Source organism: Leifsonia sp. PARNA 1/14 (assembly GCF_055720965.1).
In genome coordinates this window covers 775,593-796,198 of the sequence record NZ_JBVQSP010000001.1, presented here as the reverse complement: position 1 = coordinate 796,198, position 20,606 = coordinate 775,593, and the positions used below count along the sequence as shown (strand labels likewise).

Annotated in this window: 20 protein-coding genes; 12 read left to right on the top strand and 8 right to left on the bottom strand. The window is 69.9% G+C overall.

Going from position 1 to position 20,606, the window contains the following annotated elements; all coding sequences use genetic code 11:
• Positions 1–1,165, top strand: a 1,165-nt coding sequence (gene sucB, locus AC0HS0_RS04010) for a 2-oxoglutarate dehydrogenase, E2 component, dihydrolipoamide succinyltransferase (protein ID WP_472961808.1), incomplete at its 5' end; no start/stop codon positions are given.
• A gap of 13 nt (positions 1,166–1,178) precedes the next feature.
• On the opposite strand, the gene AC0HS0_RS04005 is transcribed toward sucB, so the two are convergent.
• Entirely contained in the window at positions 1,179–2,657 is a 1,479-nt protein-coding gene (locus AC0HS0_RS04005) for a hypothetical protein (RefSeq protein ID WP_472961807.1), read from the bottom strand.
• Between the two features lie 147 nt (positions 2,658–2,804).
• Between AC0HS0_RS04005 and lipB the strand changes: the two genes are divergently transcribed.
• The 3 genes from lipB (at position 2,805) to AC0HS0_RS03990 (ending at position 5,273) form a co-directional block, all read left to right on the top strand.
• Complete coding sequence (gene lipB, locus AC0HS0_RS04000; protein WP_472961805.1) at positions 2,805–3,503, top strand: lipoyl(octanoyl) transferase LipB; 699 nt, start codon at positions 2,805–2,807, stop codon at positions 3,501–3,503.
• Positions 3,500–4,489, top strand: a complete 990-nt coding sequence (lipA, locus tag AC0HS0_RS03995; protein WP_472961803.1) for a lipoyl synthase — start codon at positions 3,500–3,502, stop codon at positions 4,487–4,489. The genes lipB and lipA overlap by 4 nt, the downstream gene beginning before the upstream one ends.
• A gap of 85 nt (positions 4,490–4,574) precedes the next feature.
• Entirely contained in the window at positions 4,575–5,273 is a 699-nt protein-coding gene (locus AC0HS0_RS03990) for a DUF4191 domain-containing protein (protein ID WP_472961802.1), read from the top strand.
• A gap of 102 nt (positions 5,274–5,375) precedes the next feature.
• On the opposite strand, the gene AC0HS0_RS03985 is transcribed toward AC0HS0_RS03990, so the two are convergent.
• The gene (locus AC0HS0_RS03985; protein ID WP_472961801.1) at positions 5,376–5,801 is read right to left on the bottom strand and encodes an RDD family protein; all 426 of its coding nucleotides are present in this window, start codon (positions 5,799–5,801) and stop codon (positions 5,376–5,378) included.
• Between the two features lie 137 nt (positions 5,802–5,938).
• Between AC0HS0_RS03985 and glnA (AC0HS0_RS03980) the strand changes: the two genes are divergently transcribed.
• Both glnA (AC0HS0_RS03980) and AC0HS0_RS03975 read left to right on the top strand, forming a co-directional pair.
• Complete coding sequence (gene glnA, locus AC0HS0_RS03980) at positions 5,939–7,363, top strand: type I glutamate--ammonia ligase (RefSeq protein ID WP_055915700.1); 1,425 nt, start codon at positions 5,939–5,941, stop codon at positions 7,361–7,363.
• Positions 7,364–7,508: 145 nt separating this feature from the next.
• Positions 7,509–8,018, top strand: a complete 510-nt coding sequence (locus AC0HS0_RS03975) for a hypothetical protein (protein WP_472961800.1) — start codon at positions 7,509–7,511, stop codon at positions 8,016–8,018.
• A 3-nt stretch (positions 8,019–8,021) separates the two neighbouring features.
• Here the strand turns inward: AC0HS0_RS03975 and AC0HS0_RS03970 are convergent, their stop codons facing one another.
• Positions 8,022–9,350, bottom strand: a complete 1,329-nt coding sequence (locus AC0HS0_RS03970) for an LCP family protein (RefSeq protein WP_472961799.1) — start codon at positions 9,348–9,350, stop codon at positions 8,022–8,024.
• 243 nt (positions 9,351–9,593) lie between these two features.
• Here AC0HS0_RS03970 and AC0HS0_RS03965 point away from each other — a divergent pair, with 243 nt between their 5' ends.
• Positions 9,594–9,905, top strand: coding sequence for a YciI family protein (locus AC0HS0_RS03965; protein WP_472961797.1), 312 nt, complete (start codon positions 9,594–9,596; stop codon positions 9,903–9,905).
• A gap of 23 nt (positions 9,906–9,928) precedes the next feature.
• Here AC0HS0_RS03965 and AC0HS0_RS03960 read toward each other — a convergent pair whose 3' ends face one another.
• Together AC0HS0_RS03960 and glnA (AC0HS0_RS03955) are read right to left on the bottom strand one after the other, a co-directional pair.
• Positions 9,929–12,967, bottom strand: a complete 3,039-nt coding sequence (locus AC0HS0_RS03960; RefSeq protein WP_472961795.1) for a bifunctional [glutamine synthetase] adenylyltransferase/[glutamine synthetase]-adenylyl-L-tyrosine phosphorylase — start codon at positions 12,965–12,967, stop codon at positions 9,929–9,931.
• Positions 12,968–12,974: 7 nt separating this feature from the next.
• Positions 12,975–14,312 carry a type I glutamate--ammonia ligase gene (gene glnA / locus AC0HS0_RS03955; RefSeq protein WP_472961794.1) on the bottom strand — a complete coding sequence of 446 codons (1,338 nt, stop codon included), beginning with the start codon at positions 14,310–14,312 and terminating at the stop codon, positions 12,975–12,977.
• A 92-nt stretch (positions 14,313–14,404) separates the two neighbouring features.
• Here glnA (AC0HS0_RS03955) and panB point away from each other — a divergent pair, with 92 nt between their 5' ends.
• Positions 14,405–15,256, top strand: coding sequence for a 3-methyl-2-oxobutanoate hydroxymethyltransferase (gene panB, locus AC0HS0_RS03950; RefSeq protein ID WP_472961793.1), 852 nt, complete (start codon positions 14,405–14,407; stop codon positions 15,254–15,256).
• Between the two features lie 24 nt (positions 15,257–15,280).
• Here the strand turns inward: panB and AC0HS0_RS03945 are convergent, their stop codons facing one another.
• On the bottom strand, positions 15,281–15,730 hold the full coding sequence (locus AC0HS0_RS03945; RefSeq protein WP_472962126.1) for a DUF6194 family protein: 450 nt from the start codon (positions 15,728–15,730) through the stop codon (positions 15,281–15,283).
• A 59-nt stretch (positions 15,731–15,789) separates the two neighbouring features.
• Here AC0HS0_RS03945 and AC0HS0_RS03940 point away from each other — a divergent pair, with 59 nt between their 5' ends.
• The gene (locus tag AC0HS0_RS03940) at positions 15,790–16,554 is read left to right on the top strand and encodes a MerR family transcriptional regulator (RefSeq protein ID WP_472961792.1); all 765 of its coding nucleotides are present in this window, start codon (positions 15,790–15,792) and stop codon (positions 16,552–16,554) included.
• On the opposite strand, the gene AC0HS0_RS03935 is transcribed toward AC0HS0_RS03940, so the two are convergent.
• Positions 16,551–16,763, bottom strand: coding sequence for an SPOR domain-containing protein (locus AC0HS0_RS03935; protein WP_055915683.1), 213 nt, complete (start codon positions 16,761–16,763; stop codon positions 16,551–16,553). The genes AC0HS0_RS03940 and AC0HS0_RS03935 overlap by 4 nt on opposite strands.
• A gap of 12 nt (positions 16,764–16,775) precedes the next feature.
• On the opposite strand from AC0HS0_RS03935, the gene map reads away from it, so the two are divergent.
• Complete coding sequence (map, locus tag AC0HS0_RS03930) at positions 16,776–17,642, top strand: type I methionyl aminopeptidase (protein ID WP_472961791.1); 867 nt, start codon at positions 16,776–16,778, stop codon at positions 17,640–17,642.
• On the opposite strand, the gene AC0HS0_RS03925 is transcribed toward map, so the two are convergent.
• Complete coding sequence (locus AC0HS0_RS03925) at positions 17,605–19,062, bottom strand: MDR family MFS transporter (RefSeq protein ID WP_472961789.1); 1,458 nt, start codon at positions 19,060–19,062, stop codon at positions 17,605–17,607. The two genes, map and AC0HS0_RS03925, sit on opposite strands and share 38 nt — an antisense overlap.
• Before the next feature lie 71 nt (positions 19,063–19,133).
• Here AC0HS0_RS03925 and AC0HS0_RS03920 point away from each other — a divergent pair, with 71 nt between their 5' ends.
• Both AC0HS0_RS03920 and ppgK read left to right on the top strand, forming a co-directional pair.
• On the top strand, positions 19,134–19,739 hold the full coding sequence (locus AC0HS0_RS03920; protein ID WP_472961788.1) for a TetR/AcrR family transcriptional regulator: 606 nt from the start codon (positions 19,134–19,136) through the stop codon (positions 19,737–19,739).
• A gap of 10 nt (positions 19,740–19,749) precedes the next feature.
• Positions 19,750–20,565, top strand: coding sequence for a polyphosphate--glucose phosphotransferase (gene ppgK / locus AC0HS0_RS03915; RefSeq protein ID WP_472961787.1), 816 nt, complete (start codon positions 19,750–19,752; stop codon positions 20,563–20,565).
• The last annotated feature ends 41 nt before the right edge of the window (positions 20,566–20,606 follow it).

Below are 20,606 nucleotides of genomic sequence, written 5' to 3'. Positions count from 1 at the left end.
CGCACAGGAGGCTGCTCCCGCACAGGAGGCTGCTCCCGCACAGGAGGCTGCTCCCGCACAGGAGGCTGCTCCCGCGCCCGCCGCCCCGGCACAGGAGGCTGCTCCTGCGCCCGCCGCCGCCCCGGCTCAGGAGGCTCCGGCCCCCGCCGCTGCTCCGGCTCCGGAGGCTGCTCCGGCCCCGGCCGCCGAGCCCGCTCCGGCCGCCACTCCGGCACCGGCCGCCGAGCCCGCTGCGGCGCCTGCCGCCCCCTCGGGCGCGCACGCCGGCAACGCCGGCTACGTCACTCCGATCGTCCGCAAGCTCGCGAACGAGCAGGGCGTCGACCTGTCGACCGTCACCGGCACCGGTGTCGGCGGACGCATCCGCAAGGAGGACATCCTGTCGGCTGCTGCTCCGGCGAGGGCGACCGCTGCTCCCGCCGCGGCGGCCCCGGTCGTCGAGGTCTCGCCGCTGCGTGGCACCACGCAGCAGATGACCCGCCTGCGCAAGGTCGTGGCCGAGCGCGCCGTCGTCTCGATGCAGTCGACCGCTCAGCTGACGACCGTGGTCGAGGTGGACGTGACCAAGGTCGCTGCCCTCCGCGACAAGGTCAAGGGCGACTTCCTCGCCAAGACCGGCACGAAGCTCTCCTTCCTGCCGTTCTTCGCTCTCGCCGCCGCTGAGGCGCTGAAGGCCTACCCGGTCATCAACGCCACGGTCGACGGCGACAGCATCGTCTACCCCGACCACGAGAACATCTCGATCGCCGTCGACACCGAGCGCGGACTGCTGACCCCGGTCATCCGTAACGCATCCGACCTCGACATCGCCGGCCTGGCCGGCGAGATCGCCGATCTGGCCGAGCGCACGCGCGACAACCGCCTCAAGCCGGACGAGCTGGCCGGCGGCACTTTCACGCTGACGAACACCGGTTCGCGCGGCGCACTGTTCGACACCCCTGTCGTGTTCCTCCCGCAGGTCGCGATCCTGGGAACGGGCATCGTGTCGAAGAAGCCGGTCGTCATCACGGCCGACGGCACGGACTCGATCGCGATCCGTTCGACGGTGTACCTCGCTCTGTCGTACGACCACCGCATCGTCGACGGCGCAGACGCCGCCCGCTTCCTGGTCGCGGTGAAGAACCGCCTCGAAGGTGGCGCGTTCGAGGGCAGTCTCGGCATCTGATCCGCCCGCGACGTCAGCCGTCGCACGAGTTCCGGCTTCCGGCCGCGAGTTCGCACCAGCTCGGCCCTGTTCCGCTTTCGCGGAGCGGGGCCGAACTGCTTTTGCCGACCACATCACCTCCGTGCACCGGAGGCGGCAACAGAATCAGGACGAGCAGTACCCCGACCACCGGGACGACCGCAACCGCCACCACCAACGGCCGCGCGACCACCCAGGCGCGTACGACACCCAGCGCCCGCACCCCGGGGCGATCGCCGACCCCGTCCAGCAGCCGTTCCACTGTCCGCAACATCCGATCGCTCCCGGCCGGGTCGCGACCGCCCGCCGATACCGGTGATGCCGATGCCGGTGATGACGATGGCGATGCCGGTGATGACGATGCCGGAGGCCGAGCCGCATGCGGGAGCGCGGTCCCCGCGCACACGAGCCGGTCGTCCGCGGGACCTCGCGGGGAGACCGCGGAGATCTCAGGTCGTCGTCCTCCCGCCCACCCCGTCAGCAGCGACGGCGCCGGGTCGTGACGAGACGGTTCCGTGGACCGCGCACTGCCCTTAGACGAGAACACCGCGGCACGCACGACGTCACGACGGACCGTCGCCTCGAGCTCCGGCGATGGCGACACAGCATCCACAGCCGCGCGACGAACCGTCGCCTCGCCATCCCACGACGCTTCCCTCGAATCGGGAACCGATCCCGTGGCCGCTGCCTCGGCAACCGCACCGCGCTCCACCCGAGGAAGGATCGCGTCCGCGGCCGCGCTCCACGCGACGGCGATCGGGTCCGCCGCGCGCAGTACTGCACGGATGACATCCTCCCAGCGTCGGTGATGGCCGGCGGTGGCCGCGGCGAGAAGCGCTGCGCCGGGAGCTCCACCGACGGCGACGCACACGGTCGCGGCGAGAGCGGCATACGCCTTGACATCGGCCTGCGCAGCACCGTGATCGAGCGGCTGCAGCTGATCCCCTCCCGTGAGGATCGGACAGCCGTCGTCGCGGAATCCGATATCCCGAGGCGCGAGGAGGGCACCCGCTCGACCACACGCATGAAAGTCGGCGAGGCCGCGCGCGACGGCCACCAGCAGGGTGACGCCCTCCCCGACTGCCAGCCTCGCACGCCGGCCGAGAAGGTCGTCGAGGGTTCCCCCAGCCGGATGCTCGACGAGACGAAAGACGAGCGAATAGCCGCGCGGCGCTCGCATCGCGCGTAGCGCCGGCAGCGGCAGCGTCCGCGGAAGGTGCTCGGACACGACCCCCGAGATTCCCGCGGGCACGGACGCCCCATCCTCCCGTCGAAGACCCAGCATCGCGAGGGCCGGACCGCGTAGCTCTCCCCCGCTCACGACGATCGAGACGCTCTCGCCGGTCGCCCCATCGACGCCCCGTTCAGACAGCCCTCTCCCGTCACCCCACCGCTCGATCTCCCATCCCGCCTCGGCCGCGACAGCCACCGCTCGTCGTGACAGGTCGATCGGACGCCGCGTGAAGATGCTCATACCCCATCTCAGCGCGCTCGACCCAGTCGCGGCAGTCGGGCGGAAGATCGGTGGACACGTCGCGGACATGCCTGCCTGTGAGGGACTGAAGGCGAACAAGCACACCGCGGTTCGAATTTCTGGACTGAGTCCACATAGGATGCTCTCATGACCGTATTCGATGTCTCCGGGGTGGGCTCCCGGCCTGTTCCGTACGACGAGGCGCTGCTGCGCCAGCGCGCCGTCCACGCCGAGGTCTCCTCCGGTGCCGCGCTCGACACCGTCCTTCTCCTGGAGCACGAGTCCGTCTTCACCGCCGGGAAGCGCACCTCCCCCGATGAGCGCCCGACCGACGGCACCCCGGTGATCGATGTCGACCGCGGCGGCAAGATCACCTGGCACGGGCCGGGTCAGCTCGTCGGCTATCCCATTCTGCGGCTCGCCGAGCCGATCGACGTCGTCGGCTACGTCCGCTGGCTCGAGGACGTGCTCATCGGCGTGCTGCGGGGGCTGGGGGTGCCAGGCGAGCGCGTCGACGGACGGTCTGGGGTGTGGCTGCGCGGCGACGACGGGGCACGCGACGAGAAGATCGCGGCGATCGGCATCCGTGTCGCCGAGGGCGTGACCATGCACGGCTTCGCCCTCAACTGCTCCAACAGCCTCGACGCCTATGAGACGATCGTCGCCTGCGGCATCCGCGATGCCGGCGTCACGACGATCTCGCGCGTGCTCGCCCGCACGGTCACGCCGCAGGAGGTCGCCCCGCTGGTGCAGGCCGCCCTCGACCGCGCGCTGGCCGACCCGGCGTCGAGCCCCGTCGCCGCCGCGACACGCACCACGGGCACCGAGCAGGGGGTCGCCGCATGAGCGCCCCGGTCGAGGGCCGCAAGCTGCTCCGGCTCGAAGTGCGAAACGCTCAGACCCCGATCGAGCGCAAGCCCGCGTGGATCAAGACAAAGGCCAAGATGGGCCCGGAGTACCGGCAGCTGCAGAGTCTCGTGAAGTCCGAAGAGCTGCACACCGTCTGCCAGGAAGCCGGTTGCCCGAACATCTACGAGTGCTGGGAGGACCGCGAGGCGACGTTCCTCATCGGCGGCTCCCAGTGCACGCGGCGGTGCGACTTCTGCCAGATCGACACGGGCAAGCCGGCCGAGTTCGACCGTGACGAACCGCGACGCGTCGGTGAATCGGTGACGAAGATGGGGCTGCGCTATTCGACGGTCACGGGCGTTGCCCGCGACGACCTCCCGGACGAGGGGTCATGGCTGTACGCCGAGACCATCCGTGAGATCCACCGTCAAAGTCCCGGCACCGGCGTGGAGATCCTCGTTCCCGACTTCTCCGGCAACCCCGAGTACCTCGGCGAGGTGTTCTCGGCCGAGCCGGAGGTGTTCGCGCACAACGTCGAGACGGTCCCGCGCATCTTCAAGCGCATCCGGCCCGCCTTCCGGTACGAGCGCTCGCTCGACGTGATCACCCAGGGCCGCACCGCCGGGCTGATCACCAAGTCGAACCTCATCCTCGGGATGGGTGAGGAGCGGGCCGAGATCAGTCAGGCGCTCCACGACCTCCACGACGCCGGCACCGACATCATCACGATCACCCAGTACCTGCGGCCGAGTCCGCGCCACCTCCCCGTGGCGCGCTGGGTGCACCCCGACGAGTTCGTCGAGCTCAAGCAGGAGGCGGAGGAGATCGGCTTCCTCGGCGTGCTGTCGGGCCCGCTGGTGCGCTCGTCGTACCGCGCTGGACGGCTCTGGGCGCAGTCGATGCAGGCGAAGGGGCGCCCGGTCCCCTCGGAGCTTCAGCACCTCGCCGACGCCTCCGCCGGCTTCGCGCAGGCCGTCTCCTGAGCCCCCGCATTCGTCCTCCCGGCCGGCGCTACGCCCGCCGTGAACAGGTCATCCAGGCGGCGGCCGAGCCGGTATCCTTGTGACTATGGCACGCAAGGACAAGTCCACCAAGGAGCCCGGTCGGCTGAAGCAGATGTGGCAGGTCTTCCAGATGACCCGCCGCTACGACGACCGCGCGCTGCTCTACATCGTGGGCGGAATCGTGCTGCCGATCCTCGCCGGCATCGCGATGGCGGTGTTCCTGTCCGGCGGCAACGTCTTCACGATGGTGCTCTGGATCGTGGCGGGCGTCCTCGCGGGCGTGCTCGTCGGCCTGATCATCCTCGGCCGTCGCGCCGAGCGTGCCGCGTATTCGCAGATCGAGGGCCAGCCCGGAGCCGTGGGCGCCGTGCTGCGCAGCTCGCTCAAGCGCAGCTGGCGCGGCTCAGAGATGCCGATCGCGGTCAACGGCAAGACCCAGGACGCGGTCTACCGCGCCACCGGTCGCGGTGGGGTCGTGCTGATCAGCGAAGGCCCCAAGACCCGCACCCAGCGCATGGTGGACGAAGAGCGCCGCAAGATCACGCGCGTGCTGCCCAACGTTCCCGTCACGACGATCTCGGTCGGCCCCGACGCCGACTCTGTTCCGCTGCACAAGATCCCGCGGACGCTCGCCAAGATCAAGCCGTCGCTCACCAAGGCGGAGGTCCTGGCGATCAGCAACCGCCTGCAGTCGCTCGAGAACCCGATGCCCATCCCCAAGGGCGTCGACCCGATGAAGGTCCGCGCGCAGCGCGCCCGCTGACGCCGACCACCGCGTGCCGAGGGGCACGTCGTCGTCATTTCTCACCACGAGAACCGACAACGACGTGCCCCTCGTTCGTGCAGGCGCCTCGCGGCGCCGGCCTCAGGCGCGGATGAGGACCGTGCCTGCGACCTTGTCGTGGAAGCCGCGCTGGTCGGAGTCCCAGACGAGCGCCGGGATGACGATGCAGAGGAGGGCGGTGCGCACGATCGGCCGCCATACGCCGACCCAGCCTCCAGCGACCGCGACGACGCGCATCCCGAACACCCGGTGGCCGATGCTGCCGCCGATCGTGGGGATGAAGACGATCTGGATCAGCGCGAAGACGCCCAGAGTCGCCCACTGGTCGTAGTGGAAGAAAGCCAGCGAGATCAGCGACGCGAGCGCCCAGTCGACGACGATCGCGCCGAGGCGGCGGCCGAGGCGTCCGACGGAGCGCGGGCCGGCCTCCGGGAGGCCGAGGCGTTCGCCCGGGTAGCGGCTGGGCGCGATGTCTCCCGAGCGGGAGGACGGGGACTTCTGGGGCACCTGACGAGTTTACCGGGCGGACCACGGCGTAACATGCCGGAAACATTTGCGTCACCGGAGGGAAACGGCCTCCCCCTAGCGTGTAGCTTGGGCTGCACGCGCAGTCCCTCACCGCAAAGCCATTGGGAGTCCTCTGTATGTTCCGTGATTCTTCCGAGGTGCTCAAGTTCATCAAGGACACCGACGTCAAGTTCCTTGATATCCGCTTCACCGACCTGCCCGGTGTGCAGCAGCACTTCAACATCCCCGCAGCGACCGTCGACGAGGAGTTCTTCTCCGTCGGCCAGCTGTTCGACGGTTCCTCGATCCGCGGTTTCGCGTCGATCCACGAGTCGGACATGCAGCTGATCCCGGATGTCTCGACCGCCTACATCGACCCGTTCCGCGTCGAGCGCACGCTGATCATGGTCTTCGACATCTACAACCCGCGCAACGGTGAGATCTACGCGAAGGACCCCCGCCAGGTCGCCAAGAAGGCCGAGAAGTACCTCGCCTCCACCGGCATCGCCGACACCGCGTTCTTCGCTCCCGAGGCCGAGTTCTACATCTTCGACGACGTGCGTTACGAAGTGAAGCAGAACTCCTCGTTCTACTCGGTCGACTCCGAGGAGGGCGCCTGGAACTCCGGCCGCGTCGAAGAGGGCGGCAACCTCGGCAACAAGACGCCGTACAAGGGCGGCTACTTCCCGGTGAGCCCGGTGGACAAGCAGGCCGACCTGCGCGACGACATCTCGCTGAAGCTGATCGACGCGGGCCTCATCCTGGAGCGTGCGCACCACGAGGTGGGCACCGGCGGCCAGGCCGAGATCAACTACCGCTTCGACACCATGGTCCACGCGGCGGACGACATCCTGAAGTTCAAGTACATCGTGAAGAACACGGCCGAGCAGTGGGGCAAGACCGCCACGTTCATGCCGAAGCCGCTCTTCGGCGACAACGGCTCGGGCATGCACACCCACCAGTCGCTGTGGAACGACGGCAAGCCGCTGTTCTATGACGAGGCCGGCTACGGCGGCCTGTCCGACATCGCCCGCTGGTACATCGGCGGCCTCCTCAAGCACGCCCCGGCGGTGCTGGCCTTCACGAACCCGACGGTGAACTCGTTCCACCGTCTCGTCCCCGGCTTCGAGGCCCCGGTCAACCTGGTCTACTCGGCCGGTAACCGCTCGGCGTCCATCCGCATCCCGATCACGGGCACCAACCCGAAGGCCAAGCGCATCGAGTTCCGCGCGCCCGACGCCTCCGGAAACCCGTACCTCGCGTTCGCCGCCCAGCTCATGGCCGGCCTCGACGGTATCAAGAACCGCATCGAGCCGCACGAGCCGGTCGACAAGGACCTCTACGAGCTGCCGCCCGAGGAGGCCAAGAACATCCCCCAGGTGCCGGCGTCGCTCGGCGAGGCGCTCGACGCGCTCGAGGCCGACCACGACTTCCTCACCGCGGGCGGCGTGTTCACCCCGGAGCTCATCGAGACCTGGATCGAGTACAAGCGCGAGAAGGAGATCAAGCCCCTCGCGCAGCGCCCGCACCCGTTCGAGTACGAGCTGTATTACGGGGTCTGATCCGGACGCAGTAGTGGAAGGGCCGCATCCCCGGCAGGGATGCGGCCCTTTCCGCGTGCTGCGCTTCCCGTGATGCGAACTCGGCGCCGCGCGATTACGGTTGTCGGAGTGGCCGCTGGCGAAGCGGAGTGGAGGAGGTCGTCGTATGGCCGACAAAGATCTGAACGACGTGCTCGAGGAGGTCGGGCGGGGACTCACCGGACCGGCGTGGATGCGGATCCGCAGCGATGACCGCGCCGAGTGGTTCGGGCACTTCGTCACCGGCATCGCTCTCGCGGTCGGGCTGCGGCCGATCGATCATCTCGACTCCGGAGTACGCATCGACGACGCCGGCGTCTTCTCGGCGAAAGTCGTCGTCTTCACCGACAAGACGATCGTGTTCGCCGACGCCGGCGGACGCAGCGCGGACCCCTACGACGTCGAGACGCTCGTGGTCGCGCGGCCGCGCGCCGGTCTCGCCCAGCTGACCGTCTCTGACGCGAACTCGGCGTTCCGGCGCGACCTGTTCGACCCGTGGCCGGGCGACTTCAAGGTCACGGCCGAGTGGTCCTACGGTGCGAAGGTGACCTTTCCGCTGAGCCCTATCGAGACAGAGGACCACCGGGCGCGGTTCAGTGCGCTCTACGCAGCGCTCATCGACGCGCTGGGCGACTAGCTGTCACTTAACGCAGGGCACTCCCCCGGACGGCAGGGGCGCCGTCGGGTCAGTGTAGGTGCCGTTCGGGCCGGCCGACGTCGTCGGGGTCGACGAGGGCGCGGGTGACGCAGGCGTGGCAGGAGCCGACGAAGCGGGCGCCGCAGCGGTCGGGGTGGGCGTCGCGGTGGAGGGGTTCAACAGCTGCTGCACGACGGCGTGGATCTGGTCGGGGTCGACGAGGTTGACGTCTTTGCCGTCCTTCACGCCGTACCCGGTGATCGGCAGCGTCGTGAAGGTGATGTTGCCTCCGGCGAGGTGCTGCGCCTCCGAAGCGAAGCTCAGGAGGTCGAACCCCGAGTCGAGGGCGATGTTCTGCTTGGCCGTCGAGATCAGGGAGGACAGGGTCGCGGGGTTGGCGAAGGTGTCGGCCTTCTTGAGCTTGGTCGCGAGCGACACGATGAACGCCTGCTGACGGCGTTCGCGGTCGAGGTCGGTGAAGTTCAGGTCCGGGTTGCTCTCGTCCCGGCGCTGACGCACGAAGCTGACGGCCTGCGATGCCGAGAGCTCTTGCACGCCCGCCTTGAAGTCGGCGCCGGAGTACGGGTCCTTGGTGTCCTCCGCGATGCAGACCGTCACGGGCTGCACCGCCTGGGCCACTTGGTAGAACGCGGCCATCGTCACCTCGACGAAATGGTCGATGCGCACGCCGCCGAGGAAGTCCGAGACCGTCTGGAGCTCGGTCTGGCGGGCGAAGGTGCGCGCCTGCTGGTAGGCGTCGGCCTGGCTGAGGCCTCCCGCGTTCGTGAGCTCGGTCAGCTTCTGGTCGAGGGCGAGGCCGTAAGCCTCCTTGATCTTCGACGCCGATACGCCGTCGGGGCTGCCGGACAGCGGGGCGTAATCGTCGCGCGGGATCGAGATGCCGACGGCCTTCTTGCCGCCGGCCGGGATGTGGATGAGCATCAGCACGTTCGCGTTGTAGCCGCCGTCCGACTGGTCGCCCGCGTGCAGCGCGTCGTACACATCCTTCGGCAGCGGGTCGCCGTTCTCGTCGAGTCGGCTGTCCAGGCCCATGACCAGGATGTTCGTCTCGGCGACGTCGTGTTTCTTCCCCGCGCCCGGGAGCGCGACCGTCGACCGGTGGAGGCCATTGGACAGATCGACGTACGAGTAGAGCGCGAACCCGCCGACGGCCACGACCAGCACAGTCACGAGGGCGACGACCGACAGGACGATCCGCTTGCGCAGCGACGGGCGGCGCGCCTGAGCGTGCGCGACGTTCGGGCGGTCCGGGACGGGCCGCCCGTCCCCGTCGGAGGGGAAAGCAGGGTCGGGCTGCAGGGTCGGGTTCATCGGGGTCTCCTCGGGCGTTCGATCGGCGCAGACGCGACCGGTCGTCGGGGCGGGGCGACCCGATCGTCCCACCGTTCCACGGGAGGGACAGGAAACGGCCGACAGACTCCCAGGAAGCAGCGCGAGAACATCGTCTGAGAACCGTCGCAGGGTGGCCCTGCAGGCGTTCCCGCGAAGCCCTCATCCGGCTAGATTCGTCTCGCGCCGGGGCCGCTCGGACCCCGCGACAGATCGGAGACCCCCATGGCCCGCTACCTCCTCCTCTACCGCGCCGACCCCGAGGCGATCGCCTCGATGCCGGAGCCCACCCCCGAACAGGCAGAGCAGATGAACGCTGCCTGGAACGCGTGGGCGCAGCAGGTCGGCAGCGGCCTGATCGACTTCGGGGCGCCGACCGCGGCGGTCTCCGATGGCGCTGACCGCAGTGTGGGCGGCTACACGCTCATCGAGGCCGACGGCGCCGACGCCGTCGAGAGCCTGCTCACCGGCCACCCGCACCGCGCGATGGGCGGCACGATCGACGTCTACGAACTGACTCCCGTACCGGGCATGTGAGGCACCCGGCAGCGCTCGGCGTCTCAGCCCGTGGGCGTCGAGCGCTGCTGGACCCCGTAGAAGGAACGCTCGAAGACCGCCCGCGCCCGGCGGGTGACGGCCAGGTAGTCCTCTTCGAGCCGACTCGCCGAACCCGGCGGGTACTCCATGAGACGGGCCACGCCCTCCAGCGCCACCCGGTCGGCCGGCAGCACGTCGGCGGTCTTGTTGGTCCACAGCGTCATCGCCGAACGGGCCCGGGAGGCGAACAGCCAGGCGTCGTGCAGCTTCGCCGCGTCTTCTGCGTCGATGAAGCCGTGTTCCACCGCGACCGCCAGGGCCTCCAGCGTGGAGGTCGTCCGCAGCGCGGGGATCGCGGCCGCGTGCTGAAGCTGGACGAGCTGCACGAACCACTCGACATCGCTGAGCGAGCCCCGGCCGAGCTTCAGATGGCGCGACGGGTCGGCGCCCTGCGGCAGCCGCTCGTTCTCGACGCGCGCCTTGATGCGCTTGACCTCGCGCACCTCCTGGTCGCCGATGCTCGCCGGGAAGCGCACCTCGTCGGCGACGGCCTCGAAGTCGGCGAGCAGCGTGGCGTCGCCGGCGACACCGCGGGCGCGCAGCAGCGCCTGAGCCTCCCAGGTCAGCGACCAGCGGCGGTAGTACGCCCGGTAGGCCTCCAGCGACCGCACCGCCGGCCCGTTCTTCCCCTCCGGCCGCAGCCCGATGTCGAGGTCGAGTGGAAGCCGATTGTCTTCGGTGAGCCGGTTGAGCTCGGCGACGATGGCGAGGGCCGCCTTGTGCGCGACGTCCTGGTCGGCTGCGAGCGGGCGGAAGACGTACATCACGTCGGCGTCGGAGCCGAAACCGAGCTCACGGCCTCCGAAACGCCCCATGCCGATGATCGCGAATTCGAGCGCGTCGGCGTCCCCGCGCTCGGCGCGGATCGCCGACAGCACGCCGACGATCACGTTCTCATTGACGGCCGTGAGACCTCGCGCCAGCTCCTCGATGGTACTGAAGCCGAGGATCGCGGAGAAGGCCAGGCGCAGCACCTCGCGCCGGCGGACGGCGCGCAGCGACGATGCCGCCGTAGCCGCCGACTCGTGCCGGCCGAGGATCGCGGCGGTCTCCTCCCGCAGCACCTCGGCGTTGCGCGGGCGGAGGTCCTCCTCCGACTCCAGCCAAGCCACCGACTCGGGGATGCGGCCGAGCAGCTCGCCCGCGAACCGCGAGCCGGACAGCACGCGCGTGAGCCGTTCGGCGGCGCCGGTGGAGTCGCGCAGCATCCGCAGATACCAGTGCGTCGAGCCGAGGTCTTCGCTCAGCCGGCGGAAGGTGAGGAGGCCGTAATCGGGATCCGCGCCCGCCGCGAACCACTGCAAGAGGACGGGGAGCAGGTGCCGCTGGATAGCGGCCCGGCGCGAGACTCCCGCGGTGAGGGCGGCGATGTGCGCAAGGGCGCCGCGCGGATCGCGGAAGCCGATCGCGGCGAGTCGCGCCTCTGCCTGCTCGGTCGTGAGACCGGCGCCGCCCTCGCCCGCCGTCGCATCCGCGAGCCGGGTGTCCGCGTTCGTCGCCGCCACAGCACTCAGCAGCGGTCGGTAGAACAGCCGCTCGTGCAGGCCTCGCACGCGGTGCTTGATCTCGTTCCAGCGCACCATCAACTGCTCGGCGCTCGGCGCCAGACCGGTCGCCCGGGCCAGCACGCGCACATCGCCCTCGTCGCGCGGCATCAGGTGCGTCCGGGTGAGGTGCCGCAGCTGGAGGCGGTGCTCCATCAGCCGCAGCGTGCGGTAGTCCTGCGAGAACGCGGCGGCCTCCTCACGCCCGATGTAGCCCTGGGCCGCGAGCGCTGCGAGCGCCGACAGGGTGTCGCGCTGGCGTACGAGCTCGTCGCTCTGGCCGTGCACGAGCTGCAGCAACTGCACGGTGAACTCGACGTCGCGCAGACCGCCCGGCCCGAGCTTCAGCTGGTAGTGCACCTCGTCGTCGGGGATGTTGTCGGTGACACGCTCGCGCATCCGCTGCACCGACTCCACGAAGTTCTCGCGCGAGGCGCTGCTCCACACCTTGGGGGCGAGCGCGGCGACGTAGCGGGCTCCGAGGTCGGCGTCGCCGGCGAGCGGGCGGGCTTTGAGCAGCGCCTGGAACTCCCACCCCTTGGCCCAGCGGTCGTAGTAGGCGATGTGCGACTCGAGTGTGCGCACGAGCGCGCCGTCCTTGCCCTCCGGCCGCAGATTGGGGTCGACCTCCCAGAGCCCCGGCTCGATGGCGGGCTCGTGGATGCCGCGCTGCGTGAGCATCGCCAGCCGGGTCGCGATGTCGACCGCCCGGCCCGCACCGAGCCCGGCGGACTCGACGCCCTCCGTCACGTAGATCACGTCGACGTCGCTCACGTAGTTGAGCTCGCGCGCGCCGGCCTTGCCCATGCCGATGACGGCGAACGGCGTCGCACGCACCTCGGCCTCCGGAAAACGGCCGGGCCCGGTGCCGATCGTCTGGCGGCGAGCGACGGCGAGCGACGCCTCCAACGCGGCGGCGGCGAGGTCGGAGAGCGCGGCGGCGACCGCGTCGAACCCGGCGACCGGGTCTTCCTGCTCGAGGTCGAAGCTCGCGATCTGCACCAGACGTCGGCGGTAGCGCACGCGGAGGGCTGCGCGAGCCTCGTCGTCGTGCAGCGCGGCGACGCCGTCGACGGCGCCGACCGAATCCAGCAGGTCGTCACGCAGCTCGCCGGCGGTCGGCAGCGCGGTGATCGGGTAGTCGAGCGCGCTCAGCTCCGCCGGCTGCCGCAGGAAGAACTCCGCGGCGCCCTCCGACGCCCCGATCACCCGCAGGACCCGGCTGGCGTCGTTGCGCGACGGCACATAACGCGCCGTCTGCACGGGAGCGTGCCGCAGCAATCGCAGCGCGAGCGCCAGCGCCGTGTCCGGGTCGGCCACTGCCGAGAGTGCGGGCAGGAGGTCGTCCACGTCGAAGCCGGTCAGCTCGACCAGTTCGTCCAGCTGCCCACGCACCGAGCTCAGCCCCACGAATCCGGCGCGTGCGAGCGCCGTGAGGGAGAGCTGCTCGCGGGTCACGTTCGTGTCAGAGGATCTCGAGGTTGGTGCGCAGCTCGTACGGCGTCACCTGCGCCCGGTACTCCGCCCACTCCTTGCGCTTGTTGAGGAGGGCGTAGTTGAACACCTGCTCGCCGAGCGTCTCAGCCACGAGCTCCGAGTCCTCCATGAGCGAGATCGCGTGGTCGAGGCTCGCCGGCAGCTGGCTGTAGCCCAGCGCCCGGCGCTCGGCGTCGGACAGCGCCCAGACGTTGTCCTCGGCCTCGGGAGGCAGCTCGTACTGGCCCTCGATGCCCTTGAGGCCCGCGGCCAGCATGAGCGAGAAGGCGAGGTAGGGGTTGGCCGCCGAGTCGATCGCGCGGTACTCGACGCGCGAGCTCTGACCCTTGTTGGGCTTGTACAGCGGCACCCGCACGAGAGCCGAGCGGTTGTTGTGACCCCAGCAGACGAAGCTGGGAGCCTCGTCGCCGCCCCAGAGCCGCTTGTAGGAATTGACGAACTGGTTCGTGACCGCGGTGATCTCGGGCGCGTGCTTGAGCAGGCCCGCGATGAACTGGCGGCCCACCTTCGACAGCTGGTACTGCGCACCCGCCTCGAAGAACGCGTTGGTGTCGCCCTCGAACAGCGACATGTGGGTGTGCATGCCCGAGCCCGGGTGCCCCGAGAGCGGCTTCGGCATGAACGTCGCGTAGACGCCCTGCTCGATCGCCACCTCCTTGATCACCGTGCGGAAGGTCATGATGTTGTCGGCCGTGGTCAGCGCGTCGGCGTAACGGAGGTCGATCTCGTTCTGGCCGGGACCGGCCTCGTGGTGGCTGAACTCGACCGAGATGCCGAGGTCTTCGAGCATCCGCACCGAACGGCGGCGGAAGTCGTGGGCGGTGCCGCCCGGCACGTTGTCGAAGTACCCGGCCGAGTCGACGGGCTCCGGACCCTCGTCGCCGAAGGTGGAGGACTTGAGCAGGTAGAACTCGATCTCCGGGTGGGTGTAGAACGTGAACCCACGGTCTGCGGCCTTCTCGAGCGTGCGCTTGAGCACGTTGCGCGGGTCGGACACCGACGGCTGGCCATCGGGCGTCGTGATGTCGCAGAACATGCGGGCGGTCGGGTCGACCTCGCCGCGCCACGGCAGGATCTGGAAGGTGGTGGGGTCGGGATGCGCGAGGAGGTCGGACTCGAACGCGCGGGTCAGTCCCTCGATGGCGGAGCCGTCGAAGCCGAGCCCCTCGGTGAACGCCCCTTCGACCTCCGCCGGCGCGATCGCGACGGACTTGAGCGTGCCGACGACGTCGGTGAACCACAGCCTCACGAACTTGACGCCGCGCTCCTCGATGGTCCGAAGAACGAAGTCGCGCTGCTTGTCCATCCTGCCCCTTTCGTCAGCCCCTCCAGACTAGTGGCACAGCAGGCGGAATCCCGCCGGATCGGGCGGTGGGACGCGTCACTAGACTGAGGCGCATGAGCGAGCAGTCCCCTGTGCCCTCCGTCCACCCCGCCACTCCCTCGATGGAGTCGCTGAAGCGGGTGCGGACCCGCCACTTCCAGGCGGCCAAGGAGGAGGGATCGCCGTTCACCGGCCTGACCAGCTACGACATGCTGACCGCTCAGATCTTCGACGAAGCAGGGATCGACTTCCTGCTGGTCGGCGACTCGGCGGGCAACAACGTCCTCGGCTACGACACGACCCTCCCCGTGACCGTCGACGAGCTCATCCCGCTGACCCGTGCGGTCGCCAAGGCGGTCAAGCGCGCGTTCGTCGTCGCCGACATGCCGTTCGGCTCCTACGAGACCGGCCCGCAGGAGGCGCTGCACACAGCGGTGCGCTTCATGAAGGAGACGGGCGCGCACGCGGTCAAGCTCGAGGGCGGCGAGCGCAGCGCCAAGCAGATCCGGCGCATCGTCGACGCCGGAATCCCCGTGATGGCGCACATCGGATTCACCCCCCAGAGCGAGCACGGGCTCGGCGGTCACCTCGTGCAGGGTCGCGGCGCCGGCGCGGAGCAGGTGCTCGCCGACGCGCACGCGGTCGAGGAGGCCGGCGCGTTCGCCGTCGTGATGGAGATGGTCCCGGCCGACGTGGCGCAGCGCGTGACGCAGGAGCTGCGCATCCCGACGATCGGTGTCGGCGCCGGCCCGCACGTGGACGGCCAGCTGCTGGTGTGGACGGACTGGGCGGGTTTCACGACCGGCCGCATCCCGCGCTTCGTGAAGCAGTACGCCGACCTGAAGGGCGTGCTCTCGGAGGCCGCGCGGGAGTATCAGGCCGACGTCAAGGGCGGCCGGTTCCCGACCGAGGAGCACAGCTTCTAGTCGGGGCACATCATTCGGCGCCGGTCAGCCGGAGGTCGCACGGCGTTCGACTCGTCGCCGGTCGTCGCGATGCGCGTCGCGCAGAGCCTCCAGAGCGCGGTGGAGCGTGGCCTCACCGGGATTCACGACGCAGACCCAGCCGAGCGCTCCGTAGAGGGGATGCAGGAGGAACACGTCCTCCGCGCTGAAGTCGACGTCGCCGACGGCTTCCCCGGCAGCGCCGGCGAGCGCGGCGGCTGTCGTCGTCCCCACGTGGATGTTGAGCCGCCAGCGATCCGGAGCGTCGAGGCGGGACGCGGTGTCGTCCGGGTAGTCCTTCGTCACGATGGTGGCGTAGGGCTGCCGGTTCGTCGGCACCTGGCCGTCGGGCGCGAAGTAGAAGAAGTGGTCGCCCCAGGAGATCTCCGGGAACGCGCTGCCGGGCTGCGGCGCCAGCTCGAGAACGCCGTCGAAGCCTCTGACCTCTGAGAGAATCCGTTTCCATCGTCATGATTCAAGTGTCTGCTTGAAGTGCTTATGGAGGGTGGTCCTGGGTGAACGATCCGATCGGCGCCGACGACCTCGTCTCGACGAGCGGGCTCGCGTCGGCGAGCGGCTACTCCGTGCAGCAGGTCCGCGATCTCGAACGACTCGCGGTGATCCCTCCCGCCGTCCGGTTGCCGAACGGCTACCGCCGGTTCGCCCGGGAGCATCTGGCCGCCCTGCGCGCATACCGCGGGCTCGCTGTCGCGGTCGGCCCTGTCGCGGCGCGCGCGACGATGCGCGAGCTGCGCACCTCGCCGCGCGACGAGGCGGTCGCTCGCATCGTCGCGCTCCACGTGGCAGTGGCCGGCGCGCGAGCAGACACTCTCGCCGCCCTTCAGGCCCTCGACGCCATCGTCGATGAGCGCGCGCATGACGCTCCCGCCCTCCCGGCGGATGCGATGACCATCACCGAGCTGTCACTGGCGCTCGGCGTGCGCTCCTCGACCCTGAGGTTCTGGGAGCAGCAGGGACTGGTCTCGCCGGAGCGCGATGACGCCACCGGTGCGCGTCGGTATCCTCCCGGGGCGGCGCGTGACGCGCGGATCGTCCGCGCTCTGCGGGCCGGCGGCTACCGCATCCCGCAGGTTCGAGCGGTCGTGGCCTCTCTGGTCGGCGCCGACGGCTCCGTCGGCAGCCCTGCGGAGGCGCGCGAAGCGCTCACTCAACGTCTGCGGACCGTCGCCGAGCGGTCCGAGGCGCTCCTCAGGGCCGGCACGGACCTCGCCGACCTGCTGGGGCCTCCGGTCGGCGGCACTGCGAGCGCTGGTGGCTAGCGGCCCTCTTCGGCGTCCTCTTCGGCCCACTTCGCGCTGTTCTCGCGGAGCTTCTCGAGGGCGTTCTCGGCCTCGGCCCGGGTGTCGAACGGGCCGACGCGGTCGGGCGCAGGCGACAGGAAGCCCTGCTCGACCTGGCCGGTCTTCATGTTGTACCAGTACTTGTGCTCGGCATCCTGGCGGATCCCGTAGTCGTTCTCGCCGGTCATAAGCTTGATCCTATGCCCAAGGATTCCGCCGGTCACCTGATCCCGGGCCGCGTCACCGCGATGCGTCCCGTCCCCTCGCGCATCCCGCGACCGGAGTACGTCGGCAAGGCCGGCCCGACGCCGTCGGACCGCGGCGACGTGTACACGCCGGAGGAGATCGAGCTCATCCGCGAGTCCGGCCGGATCGCGGCGCGGGCGATCGAGCGCGTCGGCCAGGCAGTGCGTCCGGGCGTCACGACCGAGGAGCTCGACGCGATCGGCCACGAGTTCCTGATCGAGCACGACGCCTACCCGTCGACCCTCGGCTACCGCGGCTACCCCAAATCGATCTGCAGCTCGGTCAACGAGGTCGTCTGCCACGGCATCCCAGACGACACGGTGCTCGAGGACGGTGACATCGTCAACATCGACATCACCGCATTCAAGAACGGCTTCCACGGCGACAGCAACCAGACCTTCATCGTCGGCACGGCCTCCCAGGAGGTCACCCTGCTCGTCGAACGCACCCGGGAGGCCCTGAACCGCGGCATCAAGGCCGTCGCGCCCGGGCGCCAGGTCAACGTGATCGGCCGGGCGATCGAGTCGTTCGCCAAGCGCTACGGCTACGGAGTCGTGCGCGACTTCACCGGGCACGGCGTCGGGGCGACGTTCCACTCGGGTCTGATCATCCCCCACTACGACGCCGCTCCCGCGTTCGACGACGTGATGGAGGTCGGGATGGTGTTCACGATCGAGCCGATGCTGACCCTGGGCAGCTACGAGTGGGACATGTGGGCCGACGACTGGACGGTCGTCACCCGCGACCGGAGCATCACGGCGCAATTCGAGCACACCCTGGTGGTCACGGAGCGGGGCGCGGAGATCCTGACGCTGCCGTGACCGGGGCCGGCGCGGGTGCCGGCGTCGAGGCGACCGCCGCCTTCGCAGCCCCCGCCGACGGCAGGACGAACGAGATCCCGACACCGAGCACGGTCGCGGCCGAGGCGACCCAGAACGCCAGGTCGAACGCCGCGCTGACCGAAGCCCCGCCCTGCACCGCGGCCTGAAGGAGCACGGCGAACAGCGCGGTGCCGAACGAGCCGCCGAGTTGCTGGGCCGTGCGGGTGAGGATGCTCGAGTGCGCGATCTGCTCCCCCGCCAGGCCCTGGTACGAGGCGACCATGAGCGGCATGGTGATCGCGCCGAGGCCGAAGCCTCGGACGAAGAGCGCGACGAGCAGCAGCGGGTCGGCGGCGGAAACCGGGCTCAGCGCGAACGGGATCGTCGCGACCGCCACGATCGCGAAGCCGACCACGGCGATCCAGCGCGCGCCGACCCGATCGATCAGCCGCCCGGCGATCGGACGGCAGGCCAGCGTCCCCAGCCCCTGCGGCACCAGAAGAAGGCCGGCGCCGAGCGCGTCGGTGCCACGCACCTGCTGCCAGAACAGCGGGAGGAGGAGCATCGCTCCGTAGAGGGCGACGCTCGACAGGAAGAGCAGCGTGGAGGCCGACCAGACCGAGCGCACGCGCAGCAGGCGCACGTCCACCAGCGCGCTGCCTCGCCGATGCAGCGCCCAGACCGCGAAGGCCGCGACGAGCGCAACGCCGGCCACGAGCGGGAGCCAGGCGTCGACGCGGCCGAAACCACCCGTCTGCACGGAGTTCGAGAGCCCCAGCAGGAGGCCCGCGAGGCCCGGCACCAGCAGCACGACACCGACGACGTCGAGGCGGCGCTTCGGGTCGCGGCCGCGGTCGGAGGGCAGCATCCGCCAGGCCAGCAGCAGGCCGGCGACCGTGAACGGGATGTTGACCCAGAAGATCCAGCGCCAGTCCCCCAGCGCCAGGATGAGCCCGCCGAGCACCGGACCGAGCACCGGACCGGCCATCGCCGGGAGGCCGATGACGGCCGACACCCGGCCGAGCTGCCTGCCGCCGGCGACCTCCATCACCAGCGTCGTCATCACGGGCAGCATCAGGCCGCCGCCGACGCCCTGGAGGATGCGGAACGCGATGAGCGACTCCGCGTTCCATGCGAGGCCGGAGAGGATCGAGCCCGCCAGGAAGATCGCGAGCGCGACCATCCAGACGCGCTTGCCGCCGAACCGCGCCAGCAGCCATGCCGAGAGTGGGACGGTGGCGGCGAGCGCCAGGAGGTACCCGGTCGTCACCCACTGGATCTGCGCGACCGAGGTGTGCAGGTCGATCGCGAGCGTGTGCAGCGCGACGCTGAGGATCGTCGTGTCGAAGACCACCGCCAGCGCACCGACCACCAGGGCGGTCGCGGTCCGGACGACCGTTCTGTCGAGCTTCTCGGCCATGGCGAACTCCTTTAAGATGCAGATGCGTATCTAATTGACCACACGATAGCTCTCTTCGATAAGATGCGCAAATGGATCTTGACGAGTCGCCCGCCCGCCGCCGCCGCGGCGCCGAGCTCGAGGCCGCACTGCTGGAGGCCGCATGGGCCGAGCTCGACGAGAACGGCTACTCGGCACTGACGATGGAGGGCGTGGCCGCGCGAGCGGGCACCAGCCGTCCCGTGATCGCCCGCCGCTGGCCCACGCGCAGCGAACTCGCGCTCGCGGCGGTCCGGCACCACTTCGACGCCGAGCAGATCGAGTTGCCCGACCACGGCAACCTCCGCGACGACCTGATCGACTACCTGCGCCAGGCGAACGCGCGCCGCAGCCAGCTCGTCGGCCCGCTCATGCTCCGCTTCAGCGGCATAGTCTCCGAGAGCGAGGGCGGCATAGCAGGGTTGCGCGAGCAGCTCATCGGCGGCCGGCCCACGATGCTCGACGCGATCCTCCAGCGTGCCTCCGCTCGCGGCGAGCTCGACCGGGGCTCGCTGCCTCCGATCGTGGCCCAGCTGCCGTTCACGCTGCTGCGTCACGAGCTGCTGATGCGCATGGCGCCCGCCGACGACGAGACGATCGTCGCGATCGTCGACGACGTGTTCCTGCCGCTCATCGCCCGGTACCCGAGCGCAGGGTAGATTCGACCACATGAGCGCGCAGAACCACGCAATCGGAATCGACGTCGGCGGAACGGGCATCAAGGGGGCGCTGGTCGACCTCGAGACCGGGGAACTGCTCAGCGACCGGGTCAAGCTGCCGACCCCGGAGGGCGGGAAGCCCGACGACATCGTGGAGACCACGAAGGAGATCGTCGAGAAGCTGGCCGCCGAGGAGCCGGACGCGCCTGTCGGTGTGTGCTTCCCGGCGATCGTCAGCCATGGCGTCACTCTGTCGGCGGCCAACGTCTCCAAGAAGTGGATCGGCCTCCACGCCGAGGAGCTCTTCGAGAAGGGCCTGGGCCGCGACATCCACTTCGTCAACGACGCCGATGCGGCGGGTTACGCCGAGACCCGGTTCGGCGCGGCGAAGGGCCGGGACGGCCTCGTCATCATGACGACGCTCGGGACCGGAATCGGCTCGGCGCTGATCTACGACGGCGTGCTCATCCCGAACGCCGAGCTGGGCCACCTGGAGATCGAGGGCCACGACGCGGAGTCGCGCGCCGCCTATTCGGCCAAAGAGCGTGAGGACCTCTCGTGGGAGAAGTGGGCCAAGCGCCTCCAGAAGTACTACTCGACGGTCGAGTTCCTGTTCACGCCCGACCTGTTCATCGTCGGCGGCGGGGTCTCGAAGAACTATGAGGAATTCCTGCCGCTGCTGGACCTCAAGACCGAGATCGTGCCGGCGGTGCACCGCAACAACGCGGGCATCCTCGGGGCGGCGGCGCTGGCCGTCCGCGGCGAGCGCCGCGACGCCGGCGAGCGCGGGCGGTCGGCGGAGGTCGGGGTCTCCTCCGACGCCTGAAGGCCCCGAGCACACCGACGCCTGAAGCGCCGACATCGAGA

Bases quoted from the DNA above. Each gene is read 5' to 3' on its own strand.
- AC0HS0_RS04005 (WP_472961807.1), bottom strand. From the start codon at position 2,657: ATGAGCATCTTCACGCGGCGTCCGATCGACCTGTCACGACGAGCGGTG.
- lipB (WP_472961805.1), top strand. From the start codon at position 2,805: ATGACCGTATTCGATGTCTCCGGGGTGGGCTCCCGGCCTGTTCCGTAC.
- lipA (WP_472961803.1), top strand. From the start codon at position 3,500: ATGAGCGCCCCGGTCGAGGGCCGCAAGCTGCTCCGGCTCGAAGTGCGA.
- AC0HS0_RS03990 (WP_472961802.1), top strand. From the start codon at position 4,575: ATGGCACGCAAGGACAAGTCCACCAAGGAGCCCGGTCGGCTGAAGCAG.
- glnA (WP_055915700.1), top strand. From the start codon at position 5,939: ATGTTCCGTGATTCTTCCGAGGTGCTCAAGTTCATCAAGGACACCGAC.
- AC0HS0_RS03975 (WP_472961800.1), top strand. From the start codon at position 7,509: ATGGCCGACAAAGATCTGAACGACGTGCTCGAGGAGGTCGGGCGGGGA.
- AC0HS0_RS03970 (WP_472961799.1), bottom strand. From the start codon at position 9,350: ATGAACCCGACCCTGCAGCCCGACCCTGCTTTCCCCTCCGACGGGGAC.
- AC0HS0_RS03965 (WP_472961797.1), top strand. From the start codon at position 9,594: ATGGCCCGCTACCTCCTCCTCTACCGCGCCGACCCCGAGGCGATCGCC.
- glnA (WP_472961794.1), bottom strand. From the start codon at position 14,312: ATGGACAAGCAGCGCGACTTCGTTCTTCGGACCATCGAGGAGCGCGGC.
- panB (WP_472961793.1), top strand. From the start codon at position 14,405: ATGAGCGAGCAGTCCCCTGTGCCCTCCGTCCACCCCGCCACTCCCTCG.
- AC0HS0_RS03935 (WP_055915683.1), bottom strand. From the start codon at position 16,763: ATGACCGGCGAGAACGACTACGGGATCCGCCAGGATGCCGAGCACAAG.
- map (WP_472961791.1), top strand. From the start codon at position 16,776: ATGCCCAAGGATTCCGCCGGTCACCTGATCCCGGGCCGCGTCACCGCG.
- AC0HS0_RS03925 (WP_472961789.1), bottom strand. From the start codon at position 19,062: ATGGCCGAGAAGCTCGACAGAACGGTCGTCCGGACCGCGACCGCCCTG.
- AC0HS0_RS03920 (WP_472961788.1), top strand. From the start codon at position 19,134: ATGGATCTTGACGAGTCGCCCGCCCGCCGCCGCCGCGGCGCCGAGCTC.
- ppgK (WP_472961787.1), top strand. From the start codon at position 19,750: ATGAGCGCGCAGAACCACGCAATCGGAATCGACGTCGGCGGAACGGGC.